Origin of the sequence: Streptacidiphilus fuscans, assembly GCF_015690355.1 — a bacterium.
Classification (GTDB): domain Bacteria; phylum Actinomycetota; class Actinomycetes; order Streptomycetales; family Streptomycetaceae; genus Streptacidiphilus; species Streptacidiphilus fuscans.
The window spans coordinates 179,884-205,112 of sequence record NZ_JADPRT010000013.1; the positions used below are offsets into that span (position 1 = coordinate 179,884).

At 69.5% G+C, this 25,229-nt stretch carries 26 protein-coding genes; all 26 read right to left on the reverse strand.

The window, feature by feature from the left end; translation table 11 throughout:
• Positions 1-83: 83 nt before the first annotated feature.
• Entirely contained in the window at positions 84-1,994 is a 1,911-nt protein-coding gene (locus I2501_RS27855; protein ID WP_236047308.1) for an ABC transporter ATP-binding protein, read from the reverse strand.
• Positions 1,984-2,712 carry an NUDIX hydrolase gene (locus I2501_RS27860; RefSeq protein WP_215910062.1) on the reverse strand — a complete coding sequence of 243 codons (729 nt, stop codon included), beginning with the start codon at positions 2,710-2,712 and terminating at the stop codon, positions 1,984-1,986. The genes I2501_RS27855 and I2501_RS27860 overlap by 11 nt, the downstream gene beginning before the upstream one ends.
• Positions 2,705-3,367 carry an NUDIX hydrolase gene (locus I2501_RS27865; protein ID WP_328806680.1) on the reverse strand — a complete coding sequence of 221 codons (663 nt, stop codon included), beginning with the start codon at positions 3,365-3,367 and terminating at the stop codon, positions 2,705-2,707. The genes I2501_RS27860 and I2501_RS27865 overlap by 8 nt, the downstream gene beginning before the upstream one ends.
• Positions 3,364-4,854 carry a methyltransferase domain-containing protein gene (locus tag I2501_RS27870; protein ID WP_196197007.1) on the reverse strand — a complete coding sequence of 497 codons (1,491 nt, stop codon included), beginning with the start codon at positions 4,852-4,854 and terminating at the stop codon, positions 3,364-3,366. Before I2501_RS27870 ends, I2501_RS27865 begins: the two co-directional genes overlap by 4 nt.
• Before the next feature lie 310 nt (positions 4,855-5,164).
• The gene (locus I2501_RS27875) at positions 5,165-5,323 is read right to left on the reverse strand and encodes a hypothetical protein (RefSeq protein ID WP_196197008.1); all 159 of its coding nucleotides are present in this window, start codon (positions 5,321-5,323) and stop codon (positions 5,165-5,167) included.
• An 87-nt stretch (positions 5,324-5,410) separates the two neighbouring features.
• Positions 5,411-6,835 carry a phosphotransferase gene (locus tag I2501_RS27880; RefSeq protein ID WP_196197009.1) on the reverse strand — a complete coding sequence of 475 codons (1,425 nt, stop codon included), beginning with the start codon at positions 6,833-6,835 and terminating at the stop codon, positions 5,411-5,413.
• 287 nt (positions 6,836-7,122) lie between these two features.
• Entirely contained in the window at positions 7,123-7,593 is a 471-nt protein-coding gene (locus I2501_RS27885) for a nucleoside triphosphate pyrophosphohydrolase family protein (protein ID WP_196197010.1), read from the reverse strand.
• Complete coding sequence (locus I2501_RS27890) at positions 7,590-8,096, reverse strand: HIT family protein (RefSeq protein WP_328806681.1); 507 nt, start codon at positions 8,094-8,096, stop codon at positions 7,590-7,592. The genes I2501_RS27885 and I2501_RS27890 overlap by 4 nt, the downstream gene beginning before the upstream one ends.
• Complete coding sequence (locus I2501_RS27895) at positions 8,093-8,602, reverse strand: HIT family protein (RefSeq protein WP_236047309.1); 510 nt, start codon at positions 8,600-8,602, stop codon at positions 8,093-8,095. Before I2501_RS27895 ends, I2501_RS27890 begins: the two co-directional genes overlap by 4 nt.
• A gap of 19 nt (positions 8,603-8,621) precedes the next feature.
• Positions 8,622-9,359 carry an NUDIX domain-containing protein gene (locus I2501_RS40765; RefSeq protein ID WP_196197011.1) on the reverse strand — a complete coding sequence of 246 codons (738 nt, stop codon included), beginning with the start codon at positions 9,357-9,359 and terminating at the stop codon, positions 8,622-8,624.
• Positions 9,356-10,375 carry an NUDIX domain-containing protein gene (locus tag I2501_RS27905; RefSeq protein WP_196197012.1) on the reverse strand — a complete coding sequence of 340 codons (1,020 nt, stop codon included), beginning with the start codon at positions 10,373-10,375 and terminating at the stop codon, positions 9,356-9,358. The genes I2501_RS40765 and I2501_RS27905 overlap by 4 nt, the downstream gene beginning before the upstream one ends.
• Positions 10,372-10,569: a hypothetical protein gene (locus I2501_RS27910; protein WP_196197013.1), complete on the reverse strand. Its 198-nt coding sequence runs from the start codon at positions 10,567-10,569 to the stop codon at positions 10,372-10,374. The genes I2501_RS27905 and I2501_RS27910 overlap by 4 nt, the downstream gene beginning before the upstream one ends.
• Positions 10,570-10,683: 114 nt before the next feature.
• Complete coding sequence (locus I2501_RS27915; RefSeq protein ID WP_196197014.1) at positions 10,684-12,069, reverse strand: UDP-N-acetylmuramoyl-tripeptide--D-alanyl-D-alanine ligase; 1,386 nt, start codon at positions 12,067-12,069, stop codon at positions 10,684-10,686.
• 67 nt (positions 12,070-12,136) lie between these two features.
• Positions 12,137-13,369 (reverse strand): methyltransferase, FxLD system, encoded by a 1,233-nt coding sequence (gene fxlM / locus I2501_RS27920; protein ID WP_196197015.1) that lies wholly within the window; start codon positions 13,367-13,369, stop codon positions 12,137-12,139.
• Positions 13,370-13,441: 72 nt separating this feature from the next.
• Positions 13,442-13,957, reverse strand: coding sequence for a GNAT family N-acetyltransferase (locus I2501_RS27925; protein ID WP_196197016.1), 516 nt, complete (start codon positions 13,955-13,957; stop codon positions 13,442-13,444).
• Between the two features lie 162 nt (positions 13,958-14,119).
• Positions 14,120-14,626 (reverse strand): NUDIX domain-containing protein, encoded by a 507-nt coding sequence (locus I2501_RS27930; RefSeq protein ID WP_196197017.1) that lies wholly within the window; start codon positions 14,624-14,626, stop codon positions 14,120-14,122.
• 542 nt (positions 14,627-15,168) lie between these two features.
• Positions 15,169-15,999, reverse strand: a complete 831-nt coding sequence (locus I2501_RS27935) for a hypothetical protein (RefSeq protein WP_196197018.1) — start codon at positions 15,997-15,999, stop codon at positions 15,169-15,171.
• Between the two features lie 254 nt (positions 16,000-16,253).
• Positions 16,254-17,234 carry a DNA glycosylase family protein gene (locus I2501_RS27940; RefSeq protein ID WP_196197019.1) on the reverse strand — a complete coding sequence of 327 codons (981 nt, stop codon included), beginning with the start codon at positions 17,232-17,234 and terminating at the stop codon, positions 16,254-16,256.
• Positions 17,231-18,277: a helix-turn-helix transcriptional regulator gene (locus I2501_RS27945; protein WP_196197020.1), complete on the reverse strand. Its 1,047-nt coding sequence runs from the start codon at positions 18,275-18,277 to the stop codon at positions 17,231-17,233. Before I2501_RS27945 ends, I2501_RS27940 begins: the two co-directional genes overlap by 4 nt.
• On the reverse strand, positions 18,277-19,023 hold the full coding sequence (locus I2501_RS27950) for an SDR family NAD(P)-dependent oxidoreductase (RefSeq protein ID WP_196197021.1): 747 nt from the start codon (positions 19,021-19,023) through the stop codon (positions 18,277-18,279). The genes I2501_RS27945 and I2501_RS27950 overlap by 1 nt, the downstream gene beginning before the upstream one ends.
• Positions 19,020-19,442, reverse strand: coding sequence for a hypothetical protein (locus I2501_RS27955; protein ID WP_196197022.1), 423 nt, complete (start codon positions 19,440-19,442; stop codon positions 19,020-19,022). The genes I2501_RS27950 and I2501_RS27955 overlap by 4 nt, the downstream gene beginning before the upstream one ends.
• A gap of 14 nt (positions 19,443-19,456) precedes the next feature.
• Positions 19,457-20,461, reverse strand: coding sequence for an amino acid--tRNA ligase-related protein (locus I2501_RS27960; RefSeq protein WP_196197023.1), 1,005 nt, complete (start codon positions 20,459-20,461; stop codon positions 19,457-19,459).
• Positions 20,458-21,414, reverse strand: coding sequence for a S66 peptidase family protein (locus I2501_RS27965; RefSeq protein WP_196197024.1), 957 nt, complete (start codon positions 21,412-21,414; stop codon positions 20,458-20,460). The genes I2501_RS27960 and I2501_RS27965 overlap by 4 nt, the downstream gene beginning before the upstream one ends.
• A 39-nt stretch (positions 21,415-21,453) precedes the next feature.
• The gene (locus tag I2501_RS27970) at positions 21,454-22,854 is read right to left on the reverse strand and encodes a B12-binding domain-containing radical SAM protein (protein WP_196197025.1); all 1,401 of its coding nucleotides are present in this window, start codon (positions 22,852-22,854) and stop codon (positions 21,454-21,456) included.
• Positions 22,851-23,858, reverse strand: coding sequence for a radical SAM protein (locus tag I2501_RS27975; RefSeq protein ID WP_196197026.1), 1,008 nt, complete (start codon positions 23,856-23,858; stop codon positions 22,851-22,853). Before I2501_RS27975 ends, I2501_RS27970 begins: the two co-directional genes overlap by 4 nt.
• A 218-nt stretch (positions 23,859-24,076) precedes the next feature.
• Positions 24,077-25,183: a methyltransferase domain-containing protein gene (locus tag I2501_RS27980; RefSeq protein WP_196197027.1), complete on the reverse strand. Its 1,107-nt coding sequence runs from the start codon at positions 25,181-25,183 to the stop codon at positions 24,077-24,079.
• Positions 25,184-25,229 lie beyond the last annotated feature (46 nt).

Genomic DNA, 25,229 nt, shown 5'->3' on the forward strand with positions numbered 1-25,229 from the left:
TCGGGGGCATCGGGTGTCTGCGGCGGCTCCGGGGGTGTTGAGCGACTCGCGCGGGACCTGGTCATAGGGCGCTCACAGGGGTGTCACCGCTGGTAGCGGGGGCCGGGGATGTGTCGATCGTTCTGCAGCGCCCACAACCGTGAGAAGACGCCACCCTCCTTCTCGGCGAGTTCGGCGAACGTGCCGGCTTCCGCGATCCGTCCGTCCTTCATGCAGACGATGCGGTCGGCGACGGAGGCGTTGGCCAGGTTGTGGGTCACCAAGATCACGGCCCTCCCTCGTGCGCTGGTGCGCAGTTGGGTGAAGATCCGGTGCTCTGCCGCGGGGTCCAGGTCGGACGTCGGCTCGTCCAGGACCAGGAGTCCCGATTTCCTGTAGATCGCGCGGGCCACGGCGATGCGCCGCCACTCACCCGCGGACAGCGACTTCCCGCCCCAGAATTCCTTGGCCAACAGCGTTCCCAGTCCGGAGCGGAGGCTGCCGACGACCTCGTCGGCGCCGGTCGCGCGCGCGGCCTCCCACACCGCGTCGTCGCCGTCGCTGTGGGGCTGGCCGAGGTGGATGTTCTCGCGCACGGTGAGCGGCCAGCAGGCGAATTTCTGCGGGACGACGGCGACCTGCCGCCACAGGGCCAGCGGGTCCATGTCCCGTGTGTCGACGCCGTCCCAGGTGACCTGGCCGCCGCTCGGCAGGTTCAGCCCGCACAGCAGCCGCATGAGCGTGGACTTCCCCGATCCGTTCTCCCCAATCAGGGCGACGATCTCCCCCTGTTGGATCGTCAGGTCCACATCGTGCAGGATCTCCTCGTCCTTGCCGGGATAGGTGAACGACGCCTTCTGGACGGCGATCACCTGGGGTGTCTCCGGCGCGACCGTGCCGCGGTGCATCCGCATCGCCTCGCACTCGGCGATGAAGTCGGACCAGTGGTCCAGGTACAGGCCGTCCTTGAAGATCGCCGCGCCGTAGCCGACGATGCCTTGCAGGCTGCGCGACGCCTGCTGGAGGGCGAACACCGCCGTTCCGGCGGAGGCGACGCCGATCCACCCGGCGGACAGCATCAGCGCCAGCACCGCCCACACCGTGCCGAACGTCATCCCCGACGCCAGCGACCCGACCAGGGAGATCCTGGCACCGCGCCAGACCGCCCGGTTGGTGGCCTGCTCGACGTCGTCAGCGGCCCGGCTGTACTTGCCCAGAAGGAACGGCGCGATCGTGTCGGAGCGGATCTGGTCGGCCTGCCACTGATCGCCCATGTACCAGCGCAGCAGGTTCATCACCCGGCGCTGATCGCGGGTCGACAGCATCGCCTCGTACTGCACCCGCGCGGAGCGGATCGCCGCCACGGCCTGGGGAATCGCCGCCACCAACGTCAACGGCAGCAGCCACGGGTTGATCACCGCCAGCACCACGGCCGCCGCGACCAGGGAGGCCGCCGAGGAGATCGTGTTCTGCACCTCGCCGAGCATGTCGGCGACGAACCCTGCTCCCTGCCCGGCCAGGTCCCAGCGGTCGTTGAACCCCGGATGATCGTAGGCCGCCAGCTCCGCGGTCGTCGCGGCCTCCAGCTGCACGTACTGCGCCAGGCGCGTGACGGCCGGCTGAAGTCGGCTCGACAGTCCCGACACCGCGATCGCGAGCAGAGCCCGAAGGCCCGCCATCCCGGCCAGAACCGCCACAGCGGGCAGCGCCTGCTGCAGGCGGGCGGTGATATGACCGGAGGCGATCAGGGCGGTGATGGTGCTGTTCGTCGCGAGCAGACCAAACGCCCCGCAGACCGCGGAGACCAGCTGGCACAGCAGCAGCGCCACGACGAGCCGCGGGTCGACCCTCCAAGCCAGCGCGAGAGCCTCGCGCATCAGCCTGGGCAGACGGGTCGCCATTCCGGCCGTCGTGATCTGCCGTGCCACCTCGCCCTGGGATTCGTTCGACAGCACGAACGTCAGGGCCTCGTCGTCCACGTCCTCCGGCTCCACCTCAGTGGTGTCACTGACCATGGCATTCATCCCCGTTCACAACGGCCGGCGTATCCGGGAGCGGGTGAGGCGCTCGCGTCCCAGATCGCCCGGCGGTGGACCGCACCGGATTGCCCGAAGCGGCGGCAGATCCCGCGCTGGCGGCGAGGGCGGGAAGGAGGGCGGCGAGATGGGTCAGGCCCGACCTCGCCACCTCCGGGTTGTCCAGGTCGTACCAGCGGGCGTCCGTGATCTCCTCTGCCTGGAGCGTCATCACGTCGGCGTCCGTGACGAAGGCGTAGCGGAAGTCGACGTGCAGGTGTGCCGGGCGGCCCGGCGCGGCCGGGAAGTCTCCGGTGTCGATCTGCACGGGACCGTCGAGCAGGGGCCGCACTTGGTCGCGGGTGATGCCGGTCTCCTCGGTCAGCTCGCGCAAGGCCGCGTCCACGAGACGGCGGTCGTGGTGCTCGACGTGGCCGCCCGGCTGCACCCACATGTCCAGACCCTTGTGGTGCACCAGGAGGATCCGGCCCTGCCGGTTGAACAACACCGCGCCCGCGGTGGCGTGTTGACGCGGGTCGTTGCGGTCGGCCAGGTCGATCCCGTCCCGGAGGAGAACCAGGACCCGCTCCAGCTTGTCGCGGTCGGACGGGTACCGGTCCAGGTAGTCCAAGATCGTCTCCTCGAAGTGCCGCGTGGTGATCCCTCGACGCTCCGAGCCCACCGTTCCTGCCTGCTGCGGCACTGCACTCTCAGCCACGGTGTCGCTCCGTCCTGGTGTCGGTGGGCTTCAGCTCCGCCTCGCGGGAGAGGAACTGGGCGGTCAGCAGGATCGCGGCGAGCGTGCCGGCCTCGGTGATCCGCCCGTCGCCGCACATCTCGACGGCCTCGTCCAGCGGCGTCCAGCGCAGCGTCATGCCCTCTTCGCTGGCCTCGCGGTCGGGAGCACCGAGCTGCAAGTCGCGGGCCAGGTAGAGGTGCTCGGTGGTCCGGGCGTTGGCGGGCATGCGCCGCATCCGCGTGAGCAGCCGGAGATCGCCGGCGGTGATGCCGCCCTCTTCGGCGAGTTCTCGCACCGCTGCCTGTTCGGGAGTCTCCCCCTTCTCCACGCCGCCACCGGGCAGCAGGAGGAGGCGCTGACCGCACACGTACACGTCCTCCTCCAGCAGGGCCAGGCGGCCTTCCTCATCCAGGGCTGCCACGCGCACGCCATCGGGCAGGGCGATGTACTTGTAGGAGCCCGTGCTGCCGTTGGGGCGCACGACCTCGTCCACGTGCAGGCTCATCCGCCCGCCCTGAAGCTCTACCGTCGTGAGGGTCGTCCAGCCATGGATCCCCGAGGCTTCGTCCGCCGTAGCCGGTTTGGGCAGTCCGGTGGTGGTGACCGGCCGCTGGGCCGGTGCGTCGGGGCTCACGCCTCGGACACCGTGGGGACGGGCTCGCGCCACAGCAGGGCGTCGTCGCGGAAGCCCTGGTGTACCGGGACGAGTTCGTTCGGGTCGTCGAGGGAGGTGAGGGTGACCGCGATGCTCGTCGCGCCGTCGTCGAGGGCGCAGACCTGACTGCCGCAGTCGGAGCAGTGACCGCGCCGGGAGTCGGGCCACGTGTAGTGCCAGGCCGGCTCGCCACCGGGGCCGGTCCACGAGAACTCTGCGAGTTCGAAGCTGACCCAGGTCATCTCCGTCGCACCCGACAGGGAACGACAGTGACGGCACGAGCAACTGTGCGGCCAGTCCGGAATCCCGGTGGCACGGTAACGGAGACGACCACACTGGCAACCGCCCTCGCGCGACGCCGGACCCGCAGGCGGGTACGCCTGCGGGTCCTGCCGTGCGGTCTGCATCAAGGCGGCGCGGGAGGTGAGCGGGTACACGTGCGCAGCATTCGCGGACTGGAAGGCATGGGGGAACGCCGACGCGAGCACGTCGAGGCTGGGCTGGAACAGCGGTGCGGGCAGCGGGCCGATCGGATGCCATGCCCAGCTGTCGATCAAGTGCGGCTCCCGCGCCAGCGGGGTTCCGGTGAAGCGGTTGACGTAGGCGACGACGGTGGCGCGCGGCAGTTCGCCACGCTCGTCCACCACCATGGCCAACAGCTGCACATCACTTGGGGCGACAAGGAGCCCGGTCTCCTCTTCGACCTCCCGCGCCGCGGTCACGGTGAGGTGCTCCCCCGGGTGGGGTTTGCCGCCGATGGCTTCGAGCAGGCCCGGGAACCGGGCGGAGGTGCCGAGCAGCACGCTGTTCGTCACCGTGTCGTGGATGACGATGCCGACGCCGAACAGGCTGTTCGCGGCCGGGACGAGCTTCTCGCGGGCGGCGTGCGAGGGCAGCGGGTCGCGGAGCAGCAGGACAGCGAGATCCCCCGCCTCAAGGCGCTCAACGGCTGCGAACGCCGCGGCGAGTTCAGTGATCTGCTCTTCGTCCAGGGCGACGTGACGCCGCTCAACGGGCGTCCGGGCGGCCGTCGGGGTGGTGACGACGAGGGTGCCGCCGGGACGCAACAGGTGCCGCACAAGGGCGAGGAACCGTTGCCGGTCCAGGAACGCCGCGGTCAGGCGGCAGGTGATCAGGTCGAAGGCTGCACGGGGGAAAGCATCGAAGCCGTCGCGATCGACGTCCAAACACCGGTAACAGACGTGGACGCCGTCCTGCGCGGCGGCGTTGCGGGCGTGCTCAACGGCGGTACGGGAGAGGTCAACACCCGTCGTAGTCCAGCCAAGGCCGGCCAAGTGACGGGTGAGTTCCCCGGTGCCGCTGCCGATGTCCAGCGCCATACCGCCTCCGAGCCGTGGGAGGCATCGGTCCAGCAGGCGGCGTTCCTCCTCCCGCAGCGGCGTGAAGGGGTTGCCCTCGCCGTAGGTGGCGTTCCAGTTGTCTCGCTTCGTCGTGATGGTGGTCATGCTCGCTTCCTTCGGGACGGGACGTGGTGGCACGTGTGGCCGATGTGGGCGCGGCGCGGTCACAAGGTGGTCGGACTGGACGCCTCCGAACGGCTCCTGGGGGACTTTTGGTCAGTGGTGCATGAATTTGCAGGTGAAGCGGTGCAGGTGGGGGTCGAGGGTGCTGATCGCTTCAGTGAGGACCTGCCGCCAGGGAAGCCACTCGACTGCCGTCTACTCGCTTGGGTCGAACCAGGTGACCTGCTCGCGCGGCGTGCGGAGGAGGAACCAGGGGGGAGACGTCGACGGCCAGCCGGACGGCCTGTGTGCCCTACCCGCAGCCGATGTCCAGAACGCGCCGGCCAGGCGTGTCCGGCAGGTGCGCCGCGAGCTGCCGCGCGACGAGGTCCTGACGGACCGTCTGCCGCAAGGCGCCCATGCGTGCCCGCCACTTCTCCTCACCCACCGCGAAATCCCACACCCATCCCATGGCTCCTTCGTCGATGTCCTGGTGGTCCGGTCTCGTTCGCCGCACCCTTGACCGGCTCTGGCGCCGAAGTGGTCCGCCCGCTGCCGGTCACGACGTGGGGAGGGCGGTGTGGAGGCGGGCGAGGGTGCGCTGTCCGCGTGCGACCAGGTGCCGGTCCCGTCCGCCTTCGGCGCCGCCCCAGGCGATGCCGGAGACCGCGTCGAGGGCTTCCAGCACGGGGAGCAGCGCTGTCTCGGCCTGGGTCAGGGTGCGCCCGTAGCCGGTCAGGAACGCGGTTTCCAGGTCGGGGCGGTAGGCCCATTCATCGAGCAGACGCACGAGGTCCCGCACCCTGGGTCCGGGCTCGGAGCGCTCGAAGTCGACCAGGCCGACGGTCAGGTCCTCGGTGACCAGGACGTTGCGCTCGGCCAGGTCGCCGATCGTCGGCACATGGTCGAGCGGCGGAAGGTGGTCAAGGCGGTCAGCCAGTGCGCGCACCAGCTCTTCGTCGCCGGGCCCGAGATGCGGGCGGGCCACTTCCAGGTGGCGATCGAGCTTCGCGCGGTAGCTGCTGGGGGCGGGGCCTGGCCGGGGCGGGGCCGCGTCGTGGAAGGCGCGCACGAGAGCACCCAGCCGCCAGTAGACGTCCGCGGCATCCGTCCTGGGCAGTAGCAGGTGCTTGAGAAGTCGGCCGGGGACTTCGGTGACCAGAACGGCGCGCATGTCTGGGTCCGCGGCCAGCAGGTGTGGCGTGTGCTCGGCGAGCGCGCGAGCCGGGCCGTTCAGGCCAGAGACTTCGCGAGCGTGGAAGTGCGCGTTCTGGTGCTGCTTGAGGTAGACGGTCGCTCCGGCCCCGGTCACGATCCGCCACACGCGGCTCTCCGGCCTCGGCCAGGACACGTCCTGAACTTCGGCGATTGGCCCGGCGACTTGCTCAGCGAAGGATCGCAGTGCCGCGTCGAGGTGCCCGGCTCCGGGCGGGTCGCTGAAGGGAAGGTTGGTGCTGCGGTTGGTTCCGCCGGGTTGGTAGGCGACGGTGTCGCCCGGCTGCTGGCGGTGCAGGATGATCCGCTTGCCGTGCCGGTAGGCATCGAGGCCGGCGTGGCAGTAGGCCACCATCTCCTTCTCCGGCAGGCCGTCCAGGGGCCACCAGCCCATCTCCGTACACAGATCCGGCTCGCAGATCCACGGCTCGCCGCCGCTCCAGCGCCTCGCCTCCAGGAACCACCCGGTGCGTTGCCTTCCGTAGGGGTTTCGGTGCTGGACAATGACCGCGAGGCGCAGATCTGCCCGCGTTACGGTGATGCCGGCCTCTTCGCGGGCTTCGCGGATCACCGAGTCGACGATGTCCTCGTCAGGTCCGTCGACGTGTCCGGACACGCAGTTGAACAGGCCGTTGGCGTAAGGGGATCCAGCGCGCCGGGCAAGGAGCACGGTGTCGCCCCGACGCAGGATCAGGTGGGCGTCCACCGGTTCGCTGTAGCGGCGCGGTGCCGGTCCGGTCTCGGGGGCGTGCTCGTGGACGGTTGCCATCCGGGATGTCTCCTTGTCAGTCGTGGGGCCGGGGTCGATCAGGTGGTACGGCCCACGCAGCGCTCCGTCAGCCGGGCGTGGGCAGGCGTCGGAGTCCGCGGATGGGCGTGGGCCATGACGCCCACCGCCGCGGCCAACAGTGGTGCTGTCAGGGCGAGGTGGCACGTTTCCCGGGTCGTGGTGTCGGGGCGGGGTGAGCCAGGCACGCCACTGGGTCCCGGAAGAGTTCGCAAGGGTCCGGTTGCTGCCGTTAGTGCCGTCTGGCGGCAGCAACCGGAGGTCAGGGGTCATGTGCTGGTGTCCGGGGCAGGATCGGGCTTCTCTACACCGGGTCTGGTGTGGGTGTCCGGGTCACTGTTGCCGGTGGCGAGCATGTCGCGGACCCGGGTCGATAGCGCGGTCATGTCGGCGGTGAATCGGTCACCCAGCGGGATTCCGGTCTCGTGGGCGATCACAATCAGCGAGAACAGGCAGTCCGAGAGCTCGTGCACGATCTTCTCCTCGTCGACCACGAGATCCGTGCGCTGCCCCTGGTGCGCCATGAGGAGTTTTGCCAGGTCGCCGACATCGCCGACGAAGCCGAGGGCGAAGTCGCCGAGATCCCACGAGCGGCGCAATCTCTGCTGGTTCAACTGGTCGTACAGCTGACGGACCATGATCGCGCTGGCCTGCATCGTCGCCCAGTCGGAGGTGGACCCCTCCCTGACGGGGCTTTGCGTTCCGGCCCGGGAGCGGCTGGTCGTCGGGTGCTCGGTCACGCCTCTTCACCGACCACGGGTCGGTCCAGTTGTGCACGCAGACGCTCGGCCAGATGGTCGGCCTCATCGTCGGCGAGCTGGAGGCGACCGCGTGTGCTCCAGTCCAGGGCGTAGAACTGCTGCTCGTGGTACGGGACGCCGGGTGGGAGCGGCGCGATGTGCCAGTGCACGTGCGCGTTGCCCTGCATGCTGCCGAGGCTCATGATGTACATCCGCTCGGTCTCGACGACCTTCGCGAGGGCGCCGGCGACCTGGTGGACGACGCGCTGCAGCGCGAGGTAACCCTCCTCGGTGAAACCTCCGATCGTGTCCTCGACGTGCGCCCTGGGCGTCACCAGGAGCTTGCCGTACAGGGTCGGATGCTTGTCGAGGAAGGCGACGTGGTCGCCGTCGTCGTAGACGATCCGGTGTTCGTAGCCGGGCGCCCCGGCGAGCATCTGACAAACGAAGCACGGCCCGGTCTGGGCGGCACGGTGGTAGGCGTCGATGTCGAAGTCGGTCACCAGTCGGTGCCTTCCTGCGCGAGGACGTCGGACTCCGTCTCACCCGCGGCGAGCAGCGCGCGCAGAGCGAGAGTGTCGGCCGCGACTTGTTGCTCGTCCTGGCCTCCGTCGTCGAGGGTCCGGGGGATGACGTGCGCGTGCAGGTGGGGCAGGACGTTGCCGAACAGCGCGATGTTCAGCTTCAGCGGCTCGTAGTGCTGCTTCAAGATGTCGCCCACGATGAGCAGTTCGCGCCAGAATCCGGCGGCTTCCTGCTCGTTGAGCTCGGTCGGATCGGCGACGTGACGCGGCCGCTTCCAGCGGGCGACCGTGTAGCCGCGGATCCGGCCGCTGCGCCACAGGTAGGCGTCGAGGTAGGTACCGGCGAAGAAGCGGATGCCCCACCCGATGTCGTCCTCGTCGGGCGTCGCGCACATCCCGCACCCCTGTCCGGCGAGCAGGCCGGTGAAGCCCTCGGGCCAAGCCGCAGAAGGCTTCGTTGGGTCGTCTTTGTCGATGGCGGTCATGTTCGGGTCCTCTCTGCCGTCAGGTGGCGGGACTTTCGACGTAGGCCGGGGTGCCGGGACGGGCGGCGAGAAGGGCGGCGAGGCGGTCGTACTCGTCGGCGGGGAGGTCTTGCTGCCAGCCGGCCAGGTACCGGACCTCCCAGCGGGTGTGCTCGGTGGGGTCGAGTCGGATGCCGTCCAGCTGGCTCTGCGTCAGGGTCCCTCCGTCGAAGCAGATCCCGAGATGCGCATAGGGCCAGTACCGGCGCGGAGGGATCCACTGCACACCCAGCAGTCGGGGCTCGCCGGCGACGAGGATGCCGGTCTCCTCCCGCGTCTCCCGGCACGCGACCTGCCAGGGCGACTCGTCCGCCACGTCGTAGTTGCCACCAGGAAGCTGGAGGCGCTGGAGCCGCTGCTGGTTGACGGCGTGGAGCAGCAGAAGGCGCCCTTCCTCGTCGGTGAACAGCATCGTGCTGAAGGTGGTGGTCTTGGGCAGTCTCGCGCTGTACTCCTCGGGCGGAACCCACTTATCGGACATGACGCTCCCTGGGGTTGGTGCGACCTTCCGCTCGGTGACGGCCGGATCCGGCTGGTACATGCCGTCATACGCGGAGCGCAGATCTGCTGCGACCGCGTAAGGCCGCCAGCCGTCGGCCGTGAGCTGCTGGATCAGGCGGGGCCGGTCCGGGGCGTCCATGCGGGCGATACCGGGGTCGAGCGGGTCTGCCCGCAGCGCGCCGAGAAGGCTGGCAGGCAGATCGGATGGGCCCGTCACCTGGCCTCCTCAGGCACGGTGCCGTCGACGAGTTCGGTAAAGCCGGGCCTCGACAAGACGGACCGGACGCGTCGCCCTGCGGGATCGCCCAGAGTCTCAGTCACCCGGTCGGCGCTGACCCAGAACCCAGGCCCGGATGGACTGCTGGTGGTGTGGAAGGAGAACAGGTGGACCAGGGTCGGCAGGCCGGTGGGGTGAGTCACCCAATCCACAGCACGCGGCGTGAGGATACCTTGGAGCCGGTTGTGTCGTGCCGCGGTCTGCTGAGGCAGCTCATGGTGGACGGGTACCGGACCTCCGGGCAGGCGTGGCTGGCCGGACGTGGTGGAAATCCACAGGCGGCCATCCGGGCGGGTGAGCAGCACTTCGGATTGGCAGTGGGCGCGGGGCCGGGTGGCGAGGTAGGTCGCGCGGTCCATCGGCAGGACCACACCGTCCGGTGGCACGGAGCGAGGCGTGGTCTTGGCTCGCTCATCGGCGATCAGCGCCGAGGCTGTCGCGTCCGGATCTGGGAGGCGCCCGGCCACCAGCGCCAGCGGGCCGGCGCCGCGGTCAGCGGCGGCAAACGAAGCGGTGACGCGACGCCCCAGACCAGGCGGCAGCAGTTGCGCGCACTCGGCGATGCCATGGAGGGACCAGCCGCTGATCTCCGTAGGCTGCACGCGGATCCGATCCAGGTCCTGAAGGGTCAGAGGCCTCGCGGTCCAGTAGAGGTAGGCGATGACGGGGGGCCGGTCGCGTCCGATCACGTAGTCCACGCACGCGAGCTGTCCGAGGGCGAGGTCGAGGCCGAGTTCTTCCGCCAGCTCCCTGGATGCGGTGGTACGCGGATTTTCGGCCGATTCGGTGCCTCCTCCGGGGACGGAGAAGGGGTGATAGCGGTCGTAGGTCAGCTTCACCAGGAGGCAGTGGCCCTGGGCGTCCCGAGCCAGGACACCCGCGGCGGTCAGGACCAGGTCGTCGATCGAGGCGCGCTGCCTCGGTCCGGGACGAGTGGGGGTTCGGGGTGCGGTCATGGGGTGGCCTCCGTGGCGACGGTTGTGTTGCCGGTGGGCGTGCGGGGCGTGACCAGGGCCTTGCCGTACGTGGCCGCCTGCCGCTCGTACATTCGCATCAGAGCGGGTCGGACCACGCGCGCAGCGACGCCCGATGCGGCGAACAGCCGCGCGGACACCGCCCGCAACTGGACCGGGAACCCGGTCGAGGTCAACTGGCCATCGTGCTGGGCGAAGGATGAAGGCGTCGATCAGCGGGCCGCCGAACAGAAACCGGCGGGCGCGGACAAACGCCTCCGGCTGGGCCACCGCAGCATTGCTACCTCCGCTCACCTGTCGGTACCCGCGTCGGCCAGAGCGAAGGCCAAGCTCTGCAGGCCAGCATCACGGGAACCCTTAACGAGCACCACGTCACCCGGCTCCACCAATTCCTCCAGCACGGCCAGCGCCTGCCGGGTGTTGGCCGCGGCGACGCCGACGCCCGCACCATCCGCCAGCCATCCGGCCTCCGCACCACCGACGGGGACGAGTAGCACGCCAAGGTCGCGGGCCAGCGCCCCGATCTCGCGATGGGCGGCCGGCGCGCTGTCGCCTAGCTCGAACATCGCCCCAAGTACCGCGACCGGCCGGCGTCCGCTTTCCCTCGTCATCGCGACCAGGGCATCCAGCGCTGCCCGCATGGAGTCGGGGTTGGCGTTGTAGGCGTCGTTGACGACCGTGACGCCGCCTTCACGCTCCAGCAGCTGGACGCGACCAGCCGTCAGCGGGAGCGCGGCGGACAGGCGTTGTGCGGACTCCTGCGCGCTCATCCCCAATGCGCTCGCCACCGCTGCGGCGGCGAGCGCATTGTCGACCTGGTGAGCGCCTACCAGTTGAAGCCGCACCGGAGCGCGCCCGTCCGTGGTGTGCATGACGAAGGAGGCCCGGCCGCGCTCATCGAGGGTGATGTCGTCGGCCCGCACGTGCGCGGCCGCAGTTCGCCCGAACCAGACCACCTGCCCGCGGGTCTGGTGTGCCATCGCGGCGACCAGCGGATCGTCCACGTTGAGTACGGCGTGACGGTCCGGGGTCAGGGTCTCCACCAGTTCGGCCTTGGCCTGCGCGATCTTCTCGCGTGACCCGAACTCGCCCAGGTGGGCGGTGCCGACGTTGAGCACCACGGCCACGTCCAGCCAGGGAGCCATCTCGGTCAGCTCACGGATGTGTCCGACTCCGCGGGCACCCATCTCCAGGACCAGGTAGCTGCACGCCGGTGCGGCCGCCGCGCGGCTGACCGTGACCGGCAGCCCGTTCTCGTTGTTGAAGCTCTCCGCTGTCGCGATCGTGGGTCCCAGGGCGGGCAGCAACTGGGAGATGAGGTCCTTGGTCGAGGTCTTGCCCGCGGACCCGGTGATTGCCACCGTCCTGGTTCCAGCCTGCTCTAGATGAGTGGAGAGCACGCCGGTGAGCAGCGCGACCGCGGCCATCACGTCGTCGACGACGACAGCAGGAACGCCCACCGGGTGCTGCGACAGGACGGCTACTGCTCCGGCGGCGACCGCCTGCTCTGCGAAGTCGTGCCCGTCCCGGGCACCGCGCAGGCACAGGAACAGCTCCCCGGCCCGCACGTGGCGGGAGTCGAACTGGAACGCACCCACAACCACCGTGGGGTCAGGGACGTCGTGGAGCGTGCCGCCAGTGAGGGCGGCGATATGAGCAAGTGTCAACGGGGCCACAGGAGGGACGGGCCTTCCATTTCGGAGCGGACAAGGGGGAACAGCGAACGAAGGAAGGGACGACGGGTCAGCGTGCGGGCTGGGTGATCACGAATCGGGTGCTGGGCCGGTCCACGACCCGCCCCGGCGGCAGCTCCTGGTCGGGGGCGTAATCGGGGAAGGCGCGCACGAAGGCATCCGGGCCGCCCCGGAACTCCGCGTCCCAGCGCCGAATCAGTTCCGCCAGCCGCTGTCCGGTCTGCTCGGCGCCGGGCCCGTGCGCAATCACCCCGAACTCGTGATAGGTCTCGTCGAGTTCACGCATGGCGACGTAGGCGAGCGCGCTGCCAGTCACGGTGGCGCTGTGCCCGATCCCAAGCCAGGCCAGCTGCTCCCCACCCGGCTCCAGGTCCTTCCCAGTCGGGCCGAGGTAGCGCAGGTACGGGGTGAACTGGGTGGACAGGAACTGGTCCAGGTGCGGGATCACCGGCTCCATCCGCGCCACCCGGACCCCGGTCCACACCCGTTCCTGCTTGGCGCGGGCCAGATCCAGCACGGCGTCGGCGTCCAGAGCGAGGGCGTCGGTCACCCGCAGCACCCCGCCACCGGGCAGGTCGATCCGCTCGGACTGGTGCGCGCCGTCGCCCTGCATTGCGACAAACCCGCACAGCAGCTGCCGGTCCGCCCGCCAGCCACCGTCCACGGCGGCCTGGAATGTGTAGCAGCGCGACAGGCCCAACAGGGTGAGGGGAACAACGATACGACCGCCGGGGCTGAGCTGATCGCGCCAGGCAGGGGCGAGCTCGGTGGCCTGCGCGGTCACGATCACTGCGTCGAACGGACCGGCGTCGGCGGCCCCGTAGTGGCCGTCACCACAGCGCATATCCACATTGGTGATGCCCGCGGCGGCCAGGGCGGCCTGGGCGTCGTCGACGAGCTCGGGGTCGATCTCGACGCTCACCACCCGCCCGCCTGGACCGACGAGCCGCGCTGCGAGGGCGGCGTTGATACCGCGGGCGCCGCCGATCTCAAGGACCCGGTCACCAGGCTTGATCTGGGCTTCTTCGAGCATGTAGGCGACCAGCCACGGCGCGGACGCGGAGGAGATCGTATTGCCGTTCGCGCCGTATTTGACCGGTACGGTGTCGTCGACCGAGTACATCAGCGCAAGGTCGGTGCCGGGCAGGAAGCTCTCCTTAGCCAGGGCACCCATCGCGTCCGCCACAGGCTGGGTACGGATCCACTTCTTTGCCCGCAGTTCGTCGACCATGCGGGCGCGCAGCACCTTACTGCTGTCAATGCTCGTGACGGGGGTGGTCAACAGGGCCTCCGGGCGTAGCGTGACGGGTGGTGGGCTGGGCGAGCGGCAGATCTGCATGGTGCGACGGCGAGTTCATGGACTGCCGCCTTGATTCGGTGGGCGGTCTGGGGTGGGGCGCAGCGTCATGTATGAGCCGGACGGCACCTGGGTGAAGCCGAGCCCGGTGTAGAGGGGCTCGGCCATGTCGGTGGCGCGCAGCTCGATCGAGGCGGAGCAGCCCGCGGCGTCGAACGCGTCCAGGAGCGCGCGCATCACCGCCTTCGCGTAGCCGCGTCTCCGCGCTGCCGGGCGGGTGACGACGATCAGCACCCGGCCCCACCTGCCGGTCTCGAACCGTGGGCTGCGGTAACCGTGGTAGGCCATCCCGATCGCGCAGGCCAGTAGCTGTCCGCCGTCGCCCGGCGCGACGAACACGAGCAGATCCGGGTCGACGCCGAGCCGCTCGCGCAAATCCTGCCCGAGGGTGTCGCGCCACGCCTGCGTCACCGGCTCACCAGCCATCACCTGCACACGCAGTTCCAGCAACTGGTCCACATCGCCGGGGACGGCGGCCCGCACGTAGACCGGCTCCCACGCAGCTGCGGTCATGCGCTCACCGGCCAGTGGACCTGGGCAGCGTCGGCATCTGCGGCCGTGCTGCGCGGGCGCGCTGCGGCGGAATCGGAAACCGGCATGCGATCACACATTGTGTCCACCTCGTCACTGGTATTGAAGGCATGATGGAGTCGGCCGCTGGGGCTGGGGATGCGGTCACTCAGTGTTGAAGTGGATGTCTCGGGTTCCCTCGCGATGTGCTGCGAGCAGCCGATCCAGCAGGTGTGTGGTCGGTTCCTGGGCGATGCCGCGCCACTCGTGGGCGTGGGCGAAGCGCCACGCGTCGTGCTCGTCAGACAATCGGATCGAGGCGATCTGCTCCGGACTGAGGACGGGGCCGGCGAAGTGGTAGTCCGTCACGGTCGGCCAGTCGGATGTGGCGGGCGTGAACGCGACGCCGATGATCCGTAGGTCTTCGCGTGTCAGTGTCAGACCGGTCTCCTCGTGGACTTCGCGAATGGCGGCGTCGGCCGGTTTCTCGCCGAGGTCGAGCAGGCCACCCGCCCAGAGCCAGCGTCCGGACCAGCCGGTGGCATCCCGCTCTGCGTTCGGGGTGTCGTGCAGCATCAGAACGCGGTCGGATTCGTCGAACAGCAGGACTCCGCAGCCGTGTACCGCCCGTGGTACGCCTTTCAGGAACTCTTCCGGCGGAATCCAGACCATGGCGGTCCTCCCTGCGGGTCGTGGGCTCCCGGCTAGCAGATGCCCTTGGGGCGTGTGGCGCAGGCTCTACGGCTGTGCGCAGTGGCGGTCTCAGCCTGGCTGCGGCCGGTACATGGCGTCGCATGTGGTGCGCTGGCCGGAGGCGACTGCGTACGGGAGCCAACCCGTCGCGGTGGACTGCTTGATCAGCCATGGCGTGACGGGGGCGGCCATCGGGTCGATGGCGCTTTCAAGCGGGACCGCGCTCAGGCCCCCAAGGAGAAGTGGGGGAAGGTCGGGTGCGCTCACGGCGCGGGGGGACGAGTTCGTTCGGGCAGCTGGCTCTTGATGCACTTCGGACACCAGTCCCCTTCTCGTACTTGTGTTGGCCGCGGCCGGTGTTCAACTTACGGCGGCGGATGGTCGGTTCGGCGGGGCCTCGCCGGTTTGTCCCGCGATCGGATGACGCGGCCAACTATGTTGACCCTCCACGGAGTTGCCAGGCTTCGGAGTGTGGCACGGGGCACTGACAAGTCGTGCTCCACCGGCCTTTCGTTACCGGGTCAGGCACTCGAAATCAGGTGGTGACGGCCCTGCCCGCCGATCTGACCGGGGGTCGGCGACGCGGTCGGCGCCCGGTAGCCGAGATGGACGGGCGCGGCCTGGTTGCGGAACGCGATCCTGGTGGTGTCCGGGTCGAAGACGGTCAGGCGGCTGCTGCCGCGGGGCAACCCGCTACGCATGCGCGCGGCGAGGCCGCTGATGGTGAGTATCGGGGGGCCGGTATGGTCGCCGTGGCGGAGCACCGTGGTGAGCTGTTCAGTGAATCGGCTCGGCGCGGCGATGCCGTCGTCGGGCGCGGTGAGGTGCCCGAGGAGCGCGGTTCCTGCGGCCTTGAGTAGCAGTGGGGCTGTGCCGGGCTGGCGGTGGAGGCGACGCCAGGCTCCCGTGGTGGCGTGAAGGTCTGCGAGCAGGAGGCGTTGGGGGCTGTCAGCGGTTCCGACGGCTGCAGCAAGAGCGGGCCAGGGCAGGCCGGGCAAGCTCTGGCGTGGATGGGTGGGGCCGGCCTCCGTGCTTGGTCCGCTCAGGGCGAGACGGCCGTCAGAGTCGATGCCGAGCCGCCCGGCGACGTAGACGATCAGCGTGCTGGAGTGCCGGCCTGCCTCCCGGATCGCGTCGGAGATCGAAGCTGTGGTGTGCCGGCCAGGTAGGAGCAGGCGGCACCGGCTCGGCCCGGCACCCAGAGCGTCGGTGAGGGCGGCGGCGAGTGCGTGAGCCTGGGAGAACGAGTCCGTGTCGCCGAGGCGCGCATCGGGGGTGTCGCCGACGGGGACCAGGAGCGGCAGGCTGCGTCCGCCAAGCGCGTAGGCCGCTCTGGCATCAGGGGTAGGCATGGCGGGTGACTCCAGGTCAGCGGGTCGGCGGTGAGTGGGCAGGACGACGCTTGCGCCAGGTCAGGGGGCGTGGAGCGTCGACTCGGCCGAGAGGTGGCGCCGCTGAACCTGCCGCGGGGGCCAGCAGGGGCGGAAGACACAATGGATGGCGGCGCCAGCCCGGTTCAGGTGTCGGATCGGCGGTAGCCGCCCTGTGAGGGAGATTTCCGGGGGCGGTCGCGTTGCCGCGGTCGAGCGTGGGTCCACGGTGGAGATCACGCGGCTTGGCCTTCCAGCTCGCGGTTCCATGCGGGCAGCTGGTCCGGTTTGAGGAGCGGCACGACCGGCGCGCGCAGGTACTCGTGCTCGATGAGGTAGAGGGCCGCAAGGCCTTGGTTTCCGGGGAAGAGTTGGCCGATGGTGTCGTGGACCTCGGTCGCTTCGGCGTCGTCCTTGTCCAGGAGCTTGCGGGCCAGGATTTTGCGGTTCCACACGTCCAGGCCCAGGGCGGCGGGGTCGCGGGAGGCGTGTGAGGCGATCACGGCTGCGGTGTAGGGGCCGACGCCCTTGATCTCCTGGAAGCGGTCCATCAGTTCGTCGCGGTTGTCGCCGAGTTGCCCGGTGTGGTTGGCGATGAAGAACTTCGAGAAGTTGGGCAGGTACTTGTCGCGGTAGCCGAGGCGGTCCGCGGCCTTGTAGGTCTCGGCGGGGATGTGGGCGATCTCTTGCGGGGTGAAGAAGCTGCGCAGCGTGAGACCTGCAAAGTGGACCAGGTGTCCGTAGTGGGACAGGAGGTTGCGCATCATCTGTGTCGTGCGGGCGATGGTGGTGTTCTGCAGCAGCATGGCGATGACCGCGATCTCGAACAGGTCCTCTGGACAGCTCTGGCGCATGCCCGTGAGGTCGGCGAGCGGCTGACGCATCGCAGGGACTTGCGCGGCGAGCTCGGTGAAGGCCTCCAGGCCCTCGTCCAGGCCGTAGCTAGTGGTCAGGCGCTGGGTGAGGTGGTGGCGGTGCTCGGGTTTCCACTCGCCGTCGCTGAACACGTCCGCCACGAGCACGTTCGGGCTGCCCTGGCGCATGTGGACGCCGCAGACGAGCGTGTCGACCCGGAAGGTGCGCCAGGTCTCGGCCTGGGTGTGGGCTTCGAGGGCGGTGGCGAAGTGGCTGGGCTTCCAGAGGGTGTGCCGGAAGTCGAACGGGCCGGCGATGGCGAGTTCGATGGTGTCGACCTGGGGAAGGTGGCGGGGCGTCATCTGGAGGTCCTCGGTGTTCGGCCGCGGGTGGAGCGCAGGCGGGAGTCGTCGTTGCGGAAGTCGTCGGCTGAGTCGGGCTGGGCAGGTCCGTTCGCGGGTGCGGGTATCTGCTCGTAGGCGGCCAGGGCGGCTCGCAGGTGGGCGGTGACGGCGTCGCGCAGTTGCGGCGGTTCGATGACGGTCACGTCGGGGCCGTAGCTGGTGACGAGCGGGATGAGCCACTGCCAGCGGTCGACGAACAGCACGATCGTCATGGAGCCGTTCGGGCCCTCGTGGACCTGGGAGGTGGTCTTCAGGCTCAGCCGTGAGAGTTCTTCGCGGGCGGTGGCGGATACGTGGAGTTCGACGCGGGCCTCGCCCTTGCCGAAGGCTTCCATCGCGCCGGCCCACCAGGAGCCAGCGTCGAAGTCGTCGGGCGGGGTGAACTTGAGGTCGGTCAGGGCGAGGCGGTCGACCAGGTTGAGCCGGAACCGGCCCATCTCGTTCGAGGGGGTGGCGGCGACCATGTGCCATTCCCCTGCTTTCCACACGATGCCGTAGGGCTTGAGGAGCCTGGTGCTTGAGTCACCGCCCTCCTGGTGGATCTCGGCCTCGACGGCGGTGCCGGTGAGCATCGCGTATCGCAGGTCGGTCAGGTGGCCTGAGCCTTCGTCGCGCCAGTACCAGTCGGCGGTGTCGAAGTGGATGCACCGGGCCAGGCGGCGCATCACCTCCCGTGTGGTGCCGGTGATTCCGGCGCTGCGCGCCTTGCTGTCCGGGTCGGTGCTGTCGGGCTCGATCAGTCCGAGGACGTACAGGCGCAGCGCGTGGTCGGAGTCGAGGGTGAGGGGGTCGATCGGCTCGTCCGGGGCGAGCCGGTAGCCGCCGGTCTTTCCTGTGGCGGCTTGGATCGGGATGCCGTGCTGGGTGAGCTTCTCGATGTCGCGGTAGATGGTCCGCTCGGCCACACCGAATCGTGTGGCCAGTGCGGATGCGGAGACCCACTCGCGGCTGCGGAGGGTCTGGACGATCGCCAGTTGGCGCGCGTGTGGCTCTTGGACCATCAGGCTGCCGCCACCTGAAGGGGGTAGACCTGGCCGGTGGCGTAGCTCCAGTGGGCGGCGGTGTTGATGTCGATGCAGACCTGGGCGACCTCGCTCAGGGACAGGGGGCGTCCCCAGGGGAGCTGCTGGTAGTAGGAGTCGGGGTCGGTGACGCCTTTGAGGCGCATCACGTGCTGGGCAAGCGGGGAGTCGATCAGGGAGGGTGCGAGGAGGTTCGCGCGGACCCCGAAGGTCAGCTCCTCCTTGGCGAGGGTGACGACCAGCGCTTCGAGGGCGGCTTTGGCCGCGGTGTAGGGGCCGTTGCCGCTGCGGGCGGCGCGGCCCGCGTCCGAGCCGAGCGCGAGCAGTGAGGAGCCGTCGGAGCGGGCGCGGGGCGCGAGGGCGTGCCAGGTGTGCACCAGGCTCATGACGTTGGCGTGGAAGACGTGTTCGAACTCTTCGGTGGTGGTGTCGCTGACGACGGTCTTGGAGGAGGGCGCGCCGATGCAGGCGAAGACGGCGCGCAGCTCCCCGGTGTACAGGTCGACGGCCTGGCGCAGTTGGTCGCCACCGTTTCGCTCGCCGGTGTCGAAGTGGACCCACGTCGTGCGGGTGGTGTCTGCGGGGTTGCTGGGTTGGTGGGTGCGGTAGGTGGCGACGACGTACCAGCCCTGGTCGAGGAGCTGGGTGTGGATGGCCGCGCCGAGTGCGCCGCTGGCGCCGGTCACCACGGCCAGCGGCAGTTGGGAGGTGGTGGGGCGGATCACCGTGAGGTGCCGCTTTCCGGGGTCGTGCTGTTGGGGGCGTCGGGATGGTCCTCGTCGAACATCTCCTGGAAGCGCATCTGTTCGGCGGGGATGTCGAACTGGGCGCCGATCGTCTGGGCGAGTGCGGTCGCTGCCGGGTCGTCACGGTCGATCCGGGCCAGGACGCAGGGGAATGCGACCAGCATGTGGTCCTCGCCGAGCAGGTGTGCGTAGTACAGCTTGGGCTTCAGAGCCTCGGCGAGCTGCATGCCGACGTCGGCGGTGCGGTCGGCGGGAATGGTGAGCTCGATGATCTCGATCGGGGTCCGCTCGTCCAGCATGTGCGGGTAGCGGCGATCCTCCAACTTGTCGAGGCCTTCGGGCAGGCGGCCGTCGATCAGGCTTTCGGTGATCACGATTGCCCGCATCGTGTCGCTCATCTTGGCTCTCTTCGTCAGTGGAAGGGGAAGGTCAGCACGTCGTGGACGGTTCGGCCGGCGCACAGGGCCAGGAGCCTGTCCACGCCGAGGCCGAAGGTGAACACGTCAGCCGGGGCGGCGTCGATGTCGGCGTAGAAGTCGACCGGTCCCGCATCGGCCGGTATCCCGAACAGTTCCTCGCGGAGCTTGATGTTGGTGTCCGCCATGGGCCGGTAGTCGTCGGCTGTGCGGAGCTTGACGCCGCCGTCGCAGCATTCGATGCCGCCTACGATCAGGGAGAACCGCTGCGCACGGCGGGTTTCAGGGTCGACGCGGCTGTTGTGGCGCAGCGCGTAGGGGAATCCGGTGAGCACCGTGGGCGTGGTGGCGCGGGACTCCACGGCGTGTTTCATGAAGTCCTCCATCACCTCCCAGTCGCTGTCGCCGATGCGGTGGCCGTTGACGGTCAGCCACCGGCGGGCCTGGGCGGCCAGCTCGTCGCCGGTGAGGGGGCCATCAGCTTGGAGGGCTTCGGCGATGGCTTCGTCGACGGGTCGGACGCTGATCTGGGTCCAGTCGACTCCGGGAGTGGTCAACTCGCCGTAGGCGGTGTGGACCGTGTGCTGGATCAGGCCGATCACCAGGGATACGCCCGCAAGGAGGTCGACGTTCCGGGCGGAGGTCTGCAGCATCAGGAATTCGACGGTGCGCCAGTCGTCTTCGCGCTCGGCGCGGATCGCTTTGCCCAGGTCGTAGACGCGATCGAGGGTGACGGCGAGGCGGCGCAGGTGCTCCTCGGCCGAGTGCCGCAGGTGGAAGGACTCGCCGGTGAGCGGGTTCGTGGTGGAGAACTGCGGGATCGGTGCGCTCTCGCGGTCGTAGCACAGGACCGGGGTGGCGACCTCCACGTAGTGCTCGCGGTCGAGCCCGTCGCGCAGGCCCGCGATGAGGTCGGCCTTGCGCAGCAGCAGGTCCCTCTCTTCGGGGTGGTTCAGTAAGTAGGTCCCGTACAGCCGGGCGGCTGGGTTCTTGACGGTCATCGTGTTCCTCCGGAAGAGGGTTCGACCCAGGGGGACTCGATCAGCAGCGCGGGGTCGGCCGCGCTGTCGAGGCGGACGGTCGTGCCGATCGGCAGGGTGTACTTCACCGCGGTGTGGCCGAACGGCAGGCCGGTGGCGATCGGGAAGGAGTAGTCGGCGCACAGGTCCTGGACCATCTCGGTGGCGCTCCAGCCGCCACAGGGCTCGCAGGCGACGAGGTCGCCGACGACCATGCCGGCGATGCGGTCCAGCACGCCGTGGTCGCGGAAGTGGGTGAGGGCCTGGTCCAGGACCTCGACCGGCTTGAACGCGTCCTCCCAGGCCAGGATCGCCCCGTCCCAGTCGGGCTCCCAGTCGGTGCCGAGTAGGCAGCGCAGGGAGGACAGGCACCCGGCGACCAGGTGGCCGCGGGCGGTGCCAGGGCGAAGCCAGGTCAGCGGGGCGTCGATCCGTGCCGCGTCCGGCTCCCCCGACAGGACGGACAGGAAGTGGTCGGCCGTGTGCGCGGGGGCGTCCAGGCTGCCCCAGTCCCACAGGACGGCGGGGCCGTGGAAGGTGGGGATGCCGGTCCGGGCGGTGATCGCGTTCAGCAGCAGGCTCGGGTCGCTCACCCCGACGATCGGCTTGGGGTGAGCGACGATCCGGGCCGGGTCGAGGCCGCGCAGCAGCCGGTTGGCGTTCTTTCCGCCGCCGGAGCACACCACGGCGCTGATGGTCGGGTTCTCCAGCATCGCGTAGAAGTCGTCATGCAGTTCCGTCTCGCTGCCGGCCCGGTAGCCGTGGGTCGCCTGGGCGCTGGGGGCCGCGAGGAGTTCGAACCCGCGGTCGCTGAGCGCCTGGTAGCCCCGTTCGTAGATGTCGGGGTGGAGATGGGGCTCGGGGGCGGACACCGTGATGATGCCGATCCGGTCGCCCTTGACGAGGCGGGACGGAAGGCGCGGCGGGACGGGCATGAACCTCTCCTACAGGTGGGGGCGGTGTCGGATGGTGGGCTAGCGGGTGGGGGCCAGGCGCATCCGGGTCTGATCCCGGGCGCGGTCGACCGTGGCCTGGGAGGTCCACGGCGTGAGGCTGGTGTAGTAGTCGAAGTGCGACCAGCCTTCGAAGTCCTTGGGCGGCTCGAACCCGTACTTCAGCGCCTCGTCGTACAGGGGGGTGCCGGGGTAGGGGGCGAACAGGTGCACCCGGGTCTCCGGGATCGGGGTCAGGCCGCGCAGTTCCTCGATCAGCGAGTACGTCTCTTCCTGCTCCACCTCGCTCTCCCCCGGGAATCCGACGATGAAGGTGTAGGAACCGAGGATGCCAGCCTCGGCGATCTCCCCTGCGACATCCAGGATTTGGGTGCGTGTCACCTCCTTCTTGACCACGTCGGCCAGGACCCGGTCGTTGCCGGACTCCACGCCCATCAGCAGGCGGCTGCACCCGCTCGCGGCGACCTTCTCCAGGAGGGGCAGCTTGGCGCGCCTGGCCTTGAGGATGTCGTTGGGGTTGATGCTGGCCGCCCACCGAAGGCCCAGGTCACGCTCGATCAGGCCTTCGCAGAAGCCGATCGCGCGGCGGAGGTTGACGAACCAGTCGGCGTCGTAGAACTTCACCCCGTTGATCCCGAACCTGGCCTGGAGGTCGCACACGTCCGCCAGGAGCGGCTCGGCCGCCATCGCTGAGTACTTGCGCTGGTAGGTGAGCTCGTAGCAGAACTGGCACTGGTAGACGCAGCCCTGGCTGGAGACGTGGTTGAGGGTGCGGGTGGCGACCGTCGGGTCGTCGCGGATGTAGTCCGCGACGTTCAACAGGTGCCACGGGTAGGCGCCCAGGCTCCCGGTCCGCGGCGGATTCGTCGGCCCGCGCAGCAGCTCGCCGTCGGGCAGGCGGGTGATCAGGCCCGGGACGTCCGCGCGGCGCAGCTGGCCGAGCAGTGAGTCCACGAACGCGGGCATGGAGTTCTGGCCGGGGCCCTGAAGGACCGCGTCCACGAGCGGGTGCCTCGCGGTCTGCTCTCCTTCCACGTTGACGTGCGGGCCCCCGAAGACGACCGGAGGGCAAGCCGGGTGTTCCTTGGCGGCGCGGACCATCGACAGGGCGTGCCCGATCTGCCCGCCGCCGGTCATGACGGACACCCCGATGCAGACCGCCCGCTCGATCTGTTCGTCCAGCAGCCGCTCCCATGCGGCCGGGTCGGCCTGGTTGCCGTCGAACAGGATCACATCGACGCTGCCCTCGGAGAGCAGGGCCTTGGCGATCGTCAGCAGGGAGAAGGGCATCCAGTGGTAGACGTAGTCCTTCTCGTGGTCGACCTTCGGGTAGACGAGGATCACCAGCGGCTTGTCCGACCCCTGCGTGCTGGTGCGGTCGGCGGCCTCGCGCAGGGCGGGCATCCCCAGGTTCACGGTCATGAGCGGGCTCCCGCCATCAGCTGCTGCGGAGTCCCGGCCCCGGGCCGGAACCGCGCCTCGGTGTAGACCTGGAACGCGGCCTCGATCCGGCTCTCCAGCTCGCCCGGGACGCCTTCGGCGAGGACCGCGGCGACGTCGACGGTGACGTCCTCGCGCAGCAGGCAGAACTGCAGGCGGGAGTCCGCCGTCAGCCGAAGCGCCATCAGCGCGTCGTGGCAGGGGAACAGCGGGCATCCCCGGCACACGGACCCGTACCAGGCACCGGCCGTGGAGTCCTTGACCACGACCTCCATGCCCGACGGCATCGTGAACACGGTCATCGGGTGCCCGAGCCCGCCCTGTTGGCGGACTTCCTCGGCCACCGCCTGCACCCGCAGGTCCCCAGCGAGGTTCTCCAAGGACACGTACACGTCCGGGAGTTGCTTCCCGCGGTGGATCTGGAGCCGCCGGGTGAAGGTCTCGGTCCCCTCACCCAGGTCCCGGATCACGTCCAGGAGCTTGACGGCTGCGACGCCCGCCTGGTCGCAGAACTCGACCAGGGCCAGGACCTCCGCGTCGTTGATGCCGGCCATCACGACCACGTTCACCTTCACCGGCACCCCGGTGGCCACGCACGCCCGCAAGGCGTCCAGGACCTGCTCGTGGTCGTCCACCCCGCAGATGTCCTTGTGGAGTTCCTCGTCCAGGGTGTCCAGGCTGATGTTGAACAACGTCACCCCGGCCTTCGCGAGGTCCTGCGCCCTGGTACCGATGAGCGGGTGACGGGAGATCACCTCGATGTCGGTGTAGCCGGCCTCGTCACGAAGGCGGCGGACCACGTCCACGAGCGGGTCGTACAGCGCCGGGTCGCCGCCGGTGAGCTTGATGCTGTTCACCCCCTGCGCCCGCACCGCGGCGGCGACGGCCAGCAGATCGTCCGGCGCGAGTTCCGCGCCCGCCGCGGTTGAGACCGCCTCCCCGGAAGGCCGGCAGTAGAAGCAGGCGCGCTTGCACCGGGAGTTCACGGTGACGCGGAACTGGGGCAGCCTTTCACGTTGTGCATGCAAGTCATCCCTGACAGTCATGAGTGAAGCCTCTCGGGTCCTGTAAGAGCCCAGCAACGAGTTGCGGTGGCATGGGTGTCAGGGTTTGGAGTACGCCGCTTGGCGAACCCTGACATCGCGCGGGCGCAGGTCGGCGCGCCCACGGGGCGCGTCGGCGCGAAAAGTTCTGGGGGTTCGGTTCAGTGTTTGGTGAGCACGTTCGCGGGTGAGTCGAGCCACGTGCGGTGCTCGCCGTCGGGGGTGACCGTCAGACCCAGACGGTTCAGTCCGGGTGAACCTTCGGCCTCCCACCACGCGTACGCGGTCTGGATCTCGTGCCACAGGTCACGGGGGCCCTGTTCCGCGGCTGCGTGCGGTGCGTCCCAGTCGGCGTAGCGGCAGTGGGCGAACGAGTCCTGGTCCCAGACCTCTGAGAACCCGGTGGCCCACTCGATGGTGTCCGACCATCGTTCGCGCGACCGGACTCCCGGAAGGTGCAGGCCGACGGCGAAGGTGGCCGCGTGGTTCTTCGCAAGGTCACGCGGGTCGAAGGCGGAGGGCCGGTAACGGATGCCGTCGAGGTTCCGCGCGGGGAGGTGTTCCGGGCGCTGGGAGCGGACCCACATGAAGGAGACGCCGTCGCTGAACCGGCCGGACGCTGAGCCGTCGTCTGCTACTTCAAGGCGTAGCACGGCGCCGTTGCAGTAGTCGGTGCCATAGGGGGTGACGATCACACCGCCGGGTCGCGTCTGGTTGATCCAGGCCTGCGGGATGCGGCGCACGGCGGCGGTGGCGTGGACGCGGTCGAAGACCCTGCCTGTCCCGAGAGGCCGGGTTGCGTCGCCGATGGTCAGCATCGCCCGGACCCCGGCCTTCTCCAGCGCCTGCGCGGCTCGCTCACCGACGCGCGGGTCGACCTCGACGGAGGTCACGCTCGCCCCGGCCGCGGCAGCGAGTGCGGTCGTCCAGCCGGTCCCGGTGCCGACGTCCAGAACGTTGAGACCGCGCACCTCCCCCAGGCAGCTGAACATCTGGGCGACGACGGTCGGCATGGAGCTGGAAGACGTCGGAGTGCGGTCACCGTCTGCTTCGCCGTCGTCGAACTGGGTGATCAGGACGCGGTCGGACTCAGCGAGCTCCTGCCAGCGCTCGGGATCAGCGCTGCGGCTCACCGGCTCGCCGTCCCACTTCGGGTAGACGGCATCTGGCAGGAACGGGCTGCGGGGTACCCGCTCGAAGACCGGGGCCCACTCCTCGGTGAGCGCCCCGCTCTCCACCAGCGCGCGGGTGAGGTCGCTCCAAGTCACTTCTTATCGCCTTTCTGCGGGCGTGCCGGCCCGGCTGCCTTGGGCC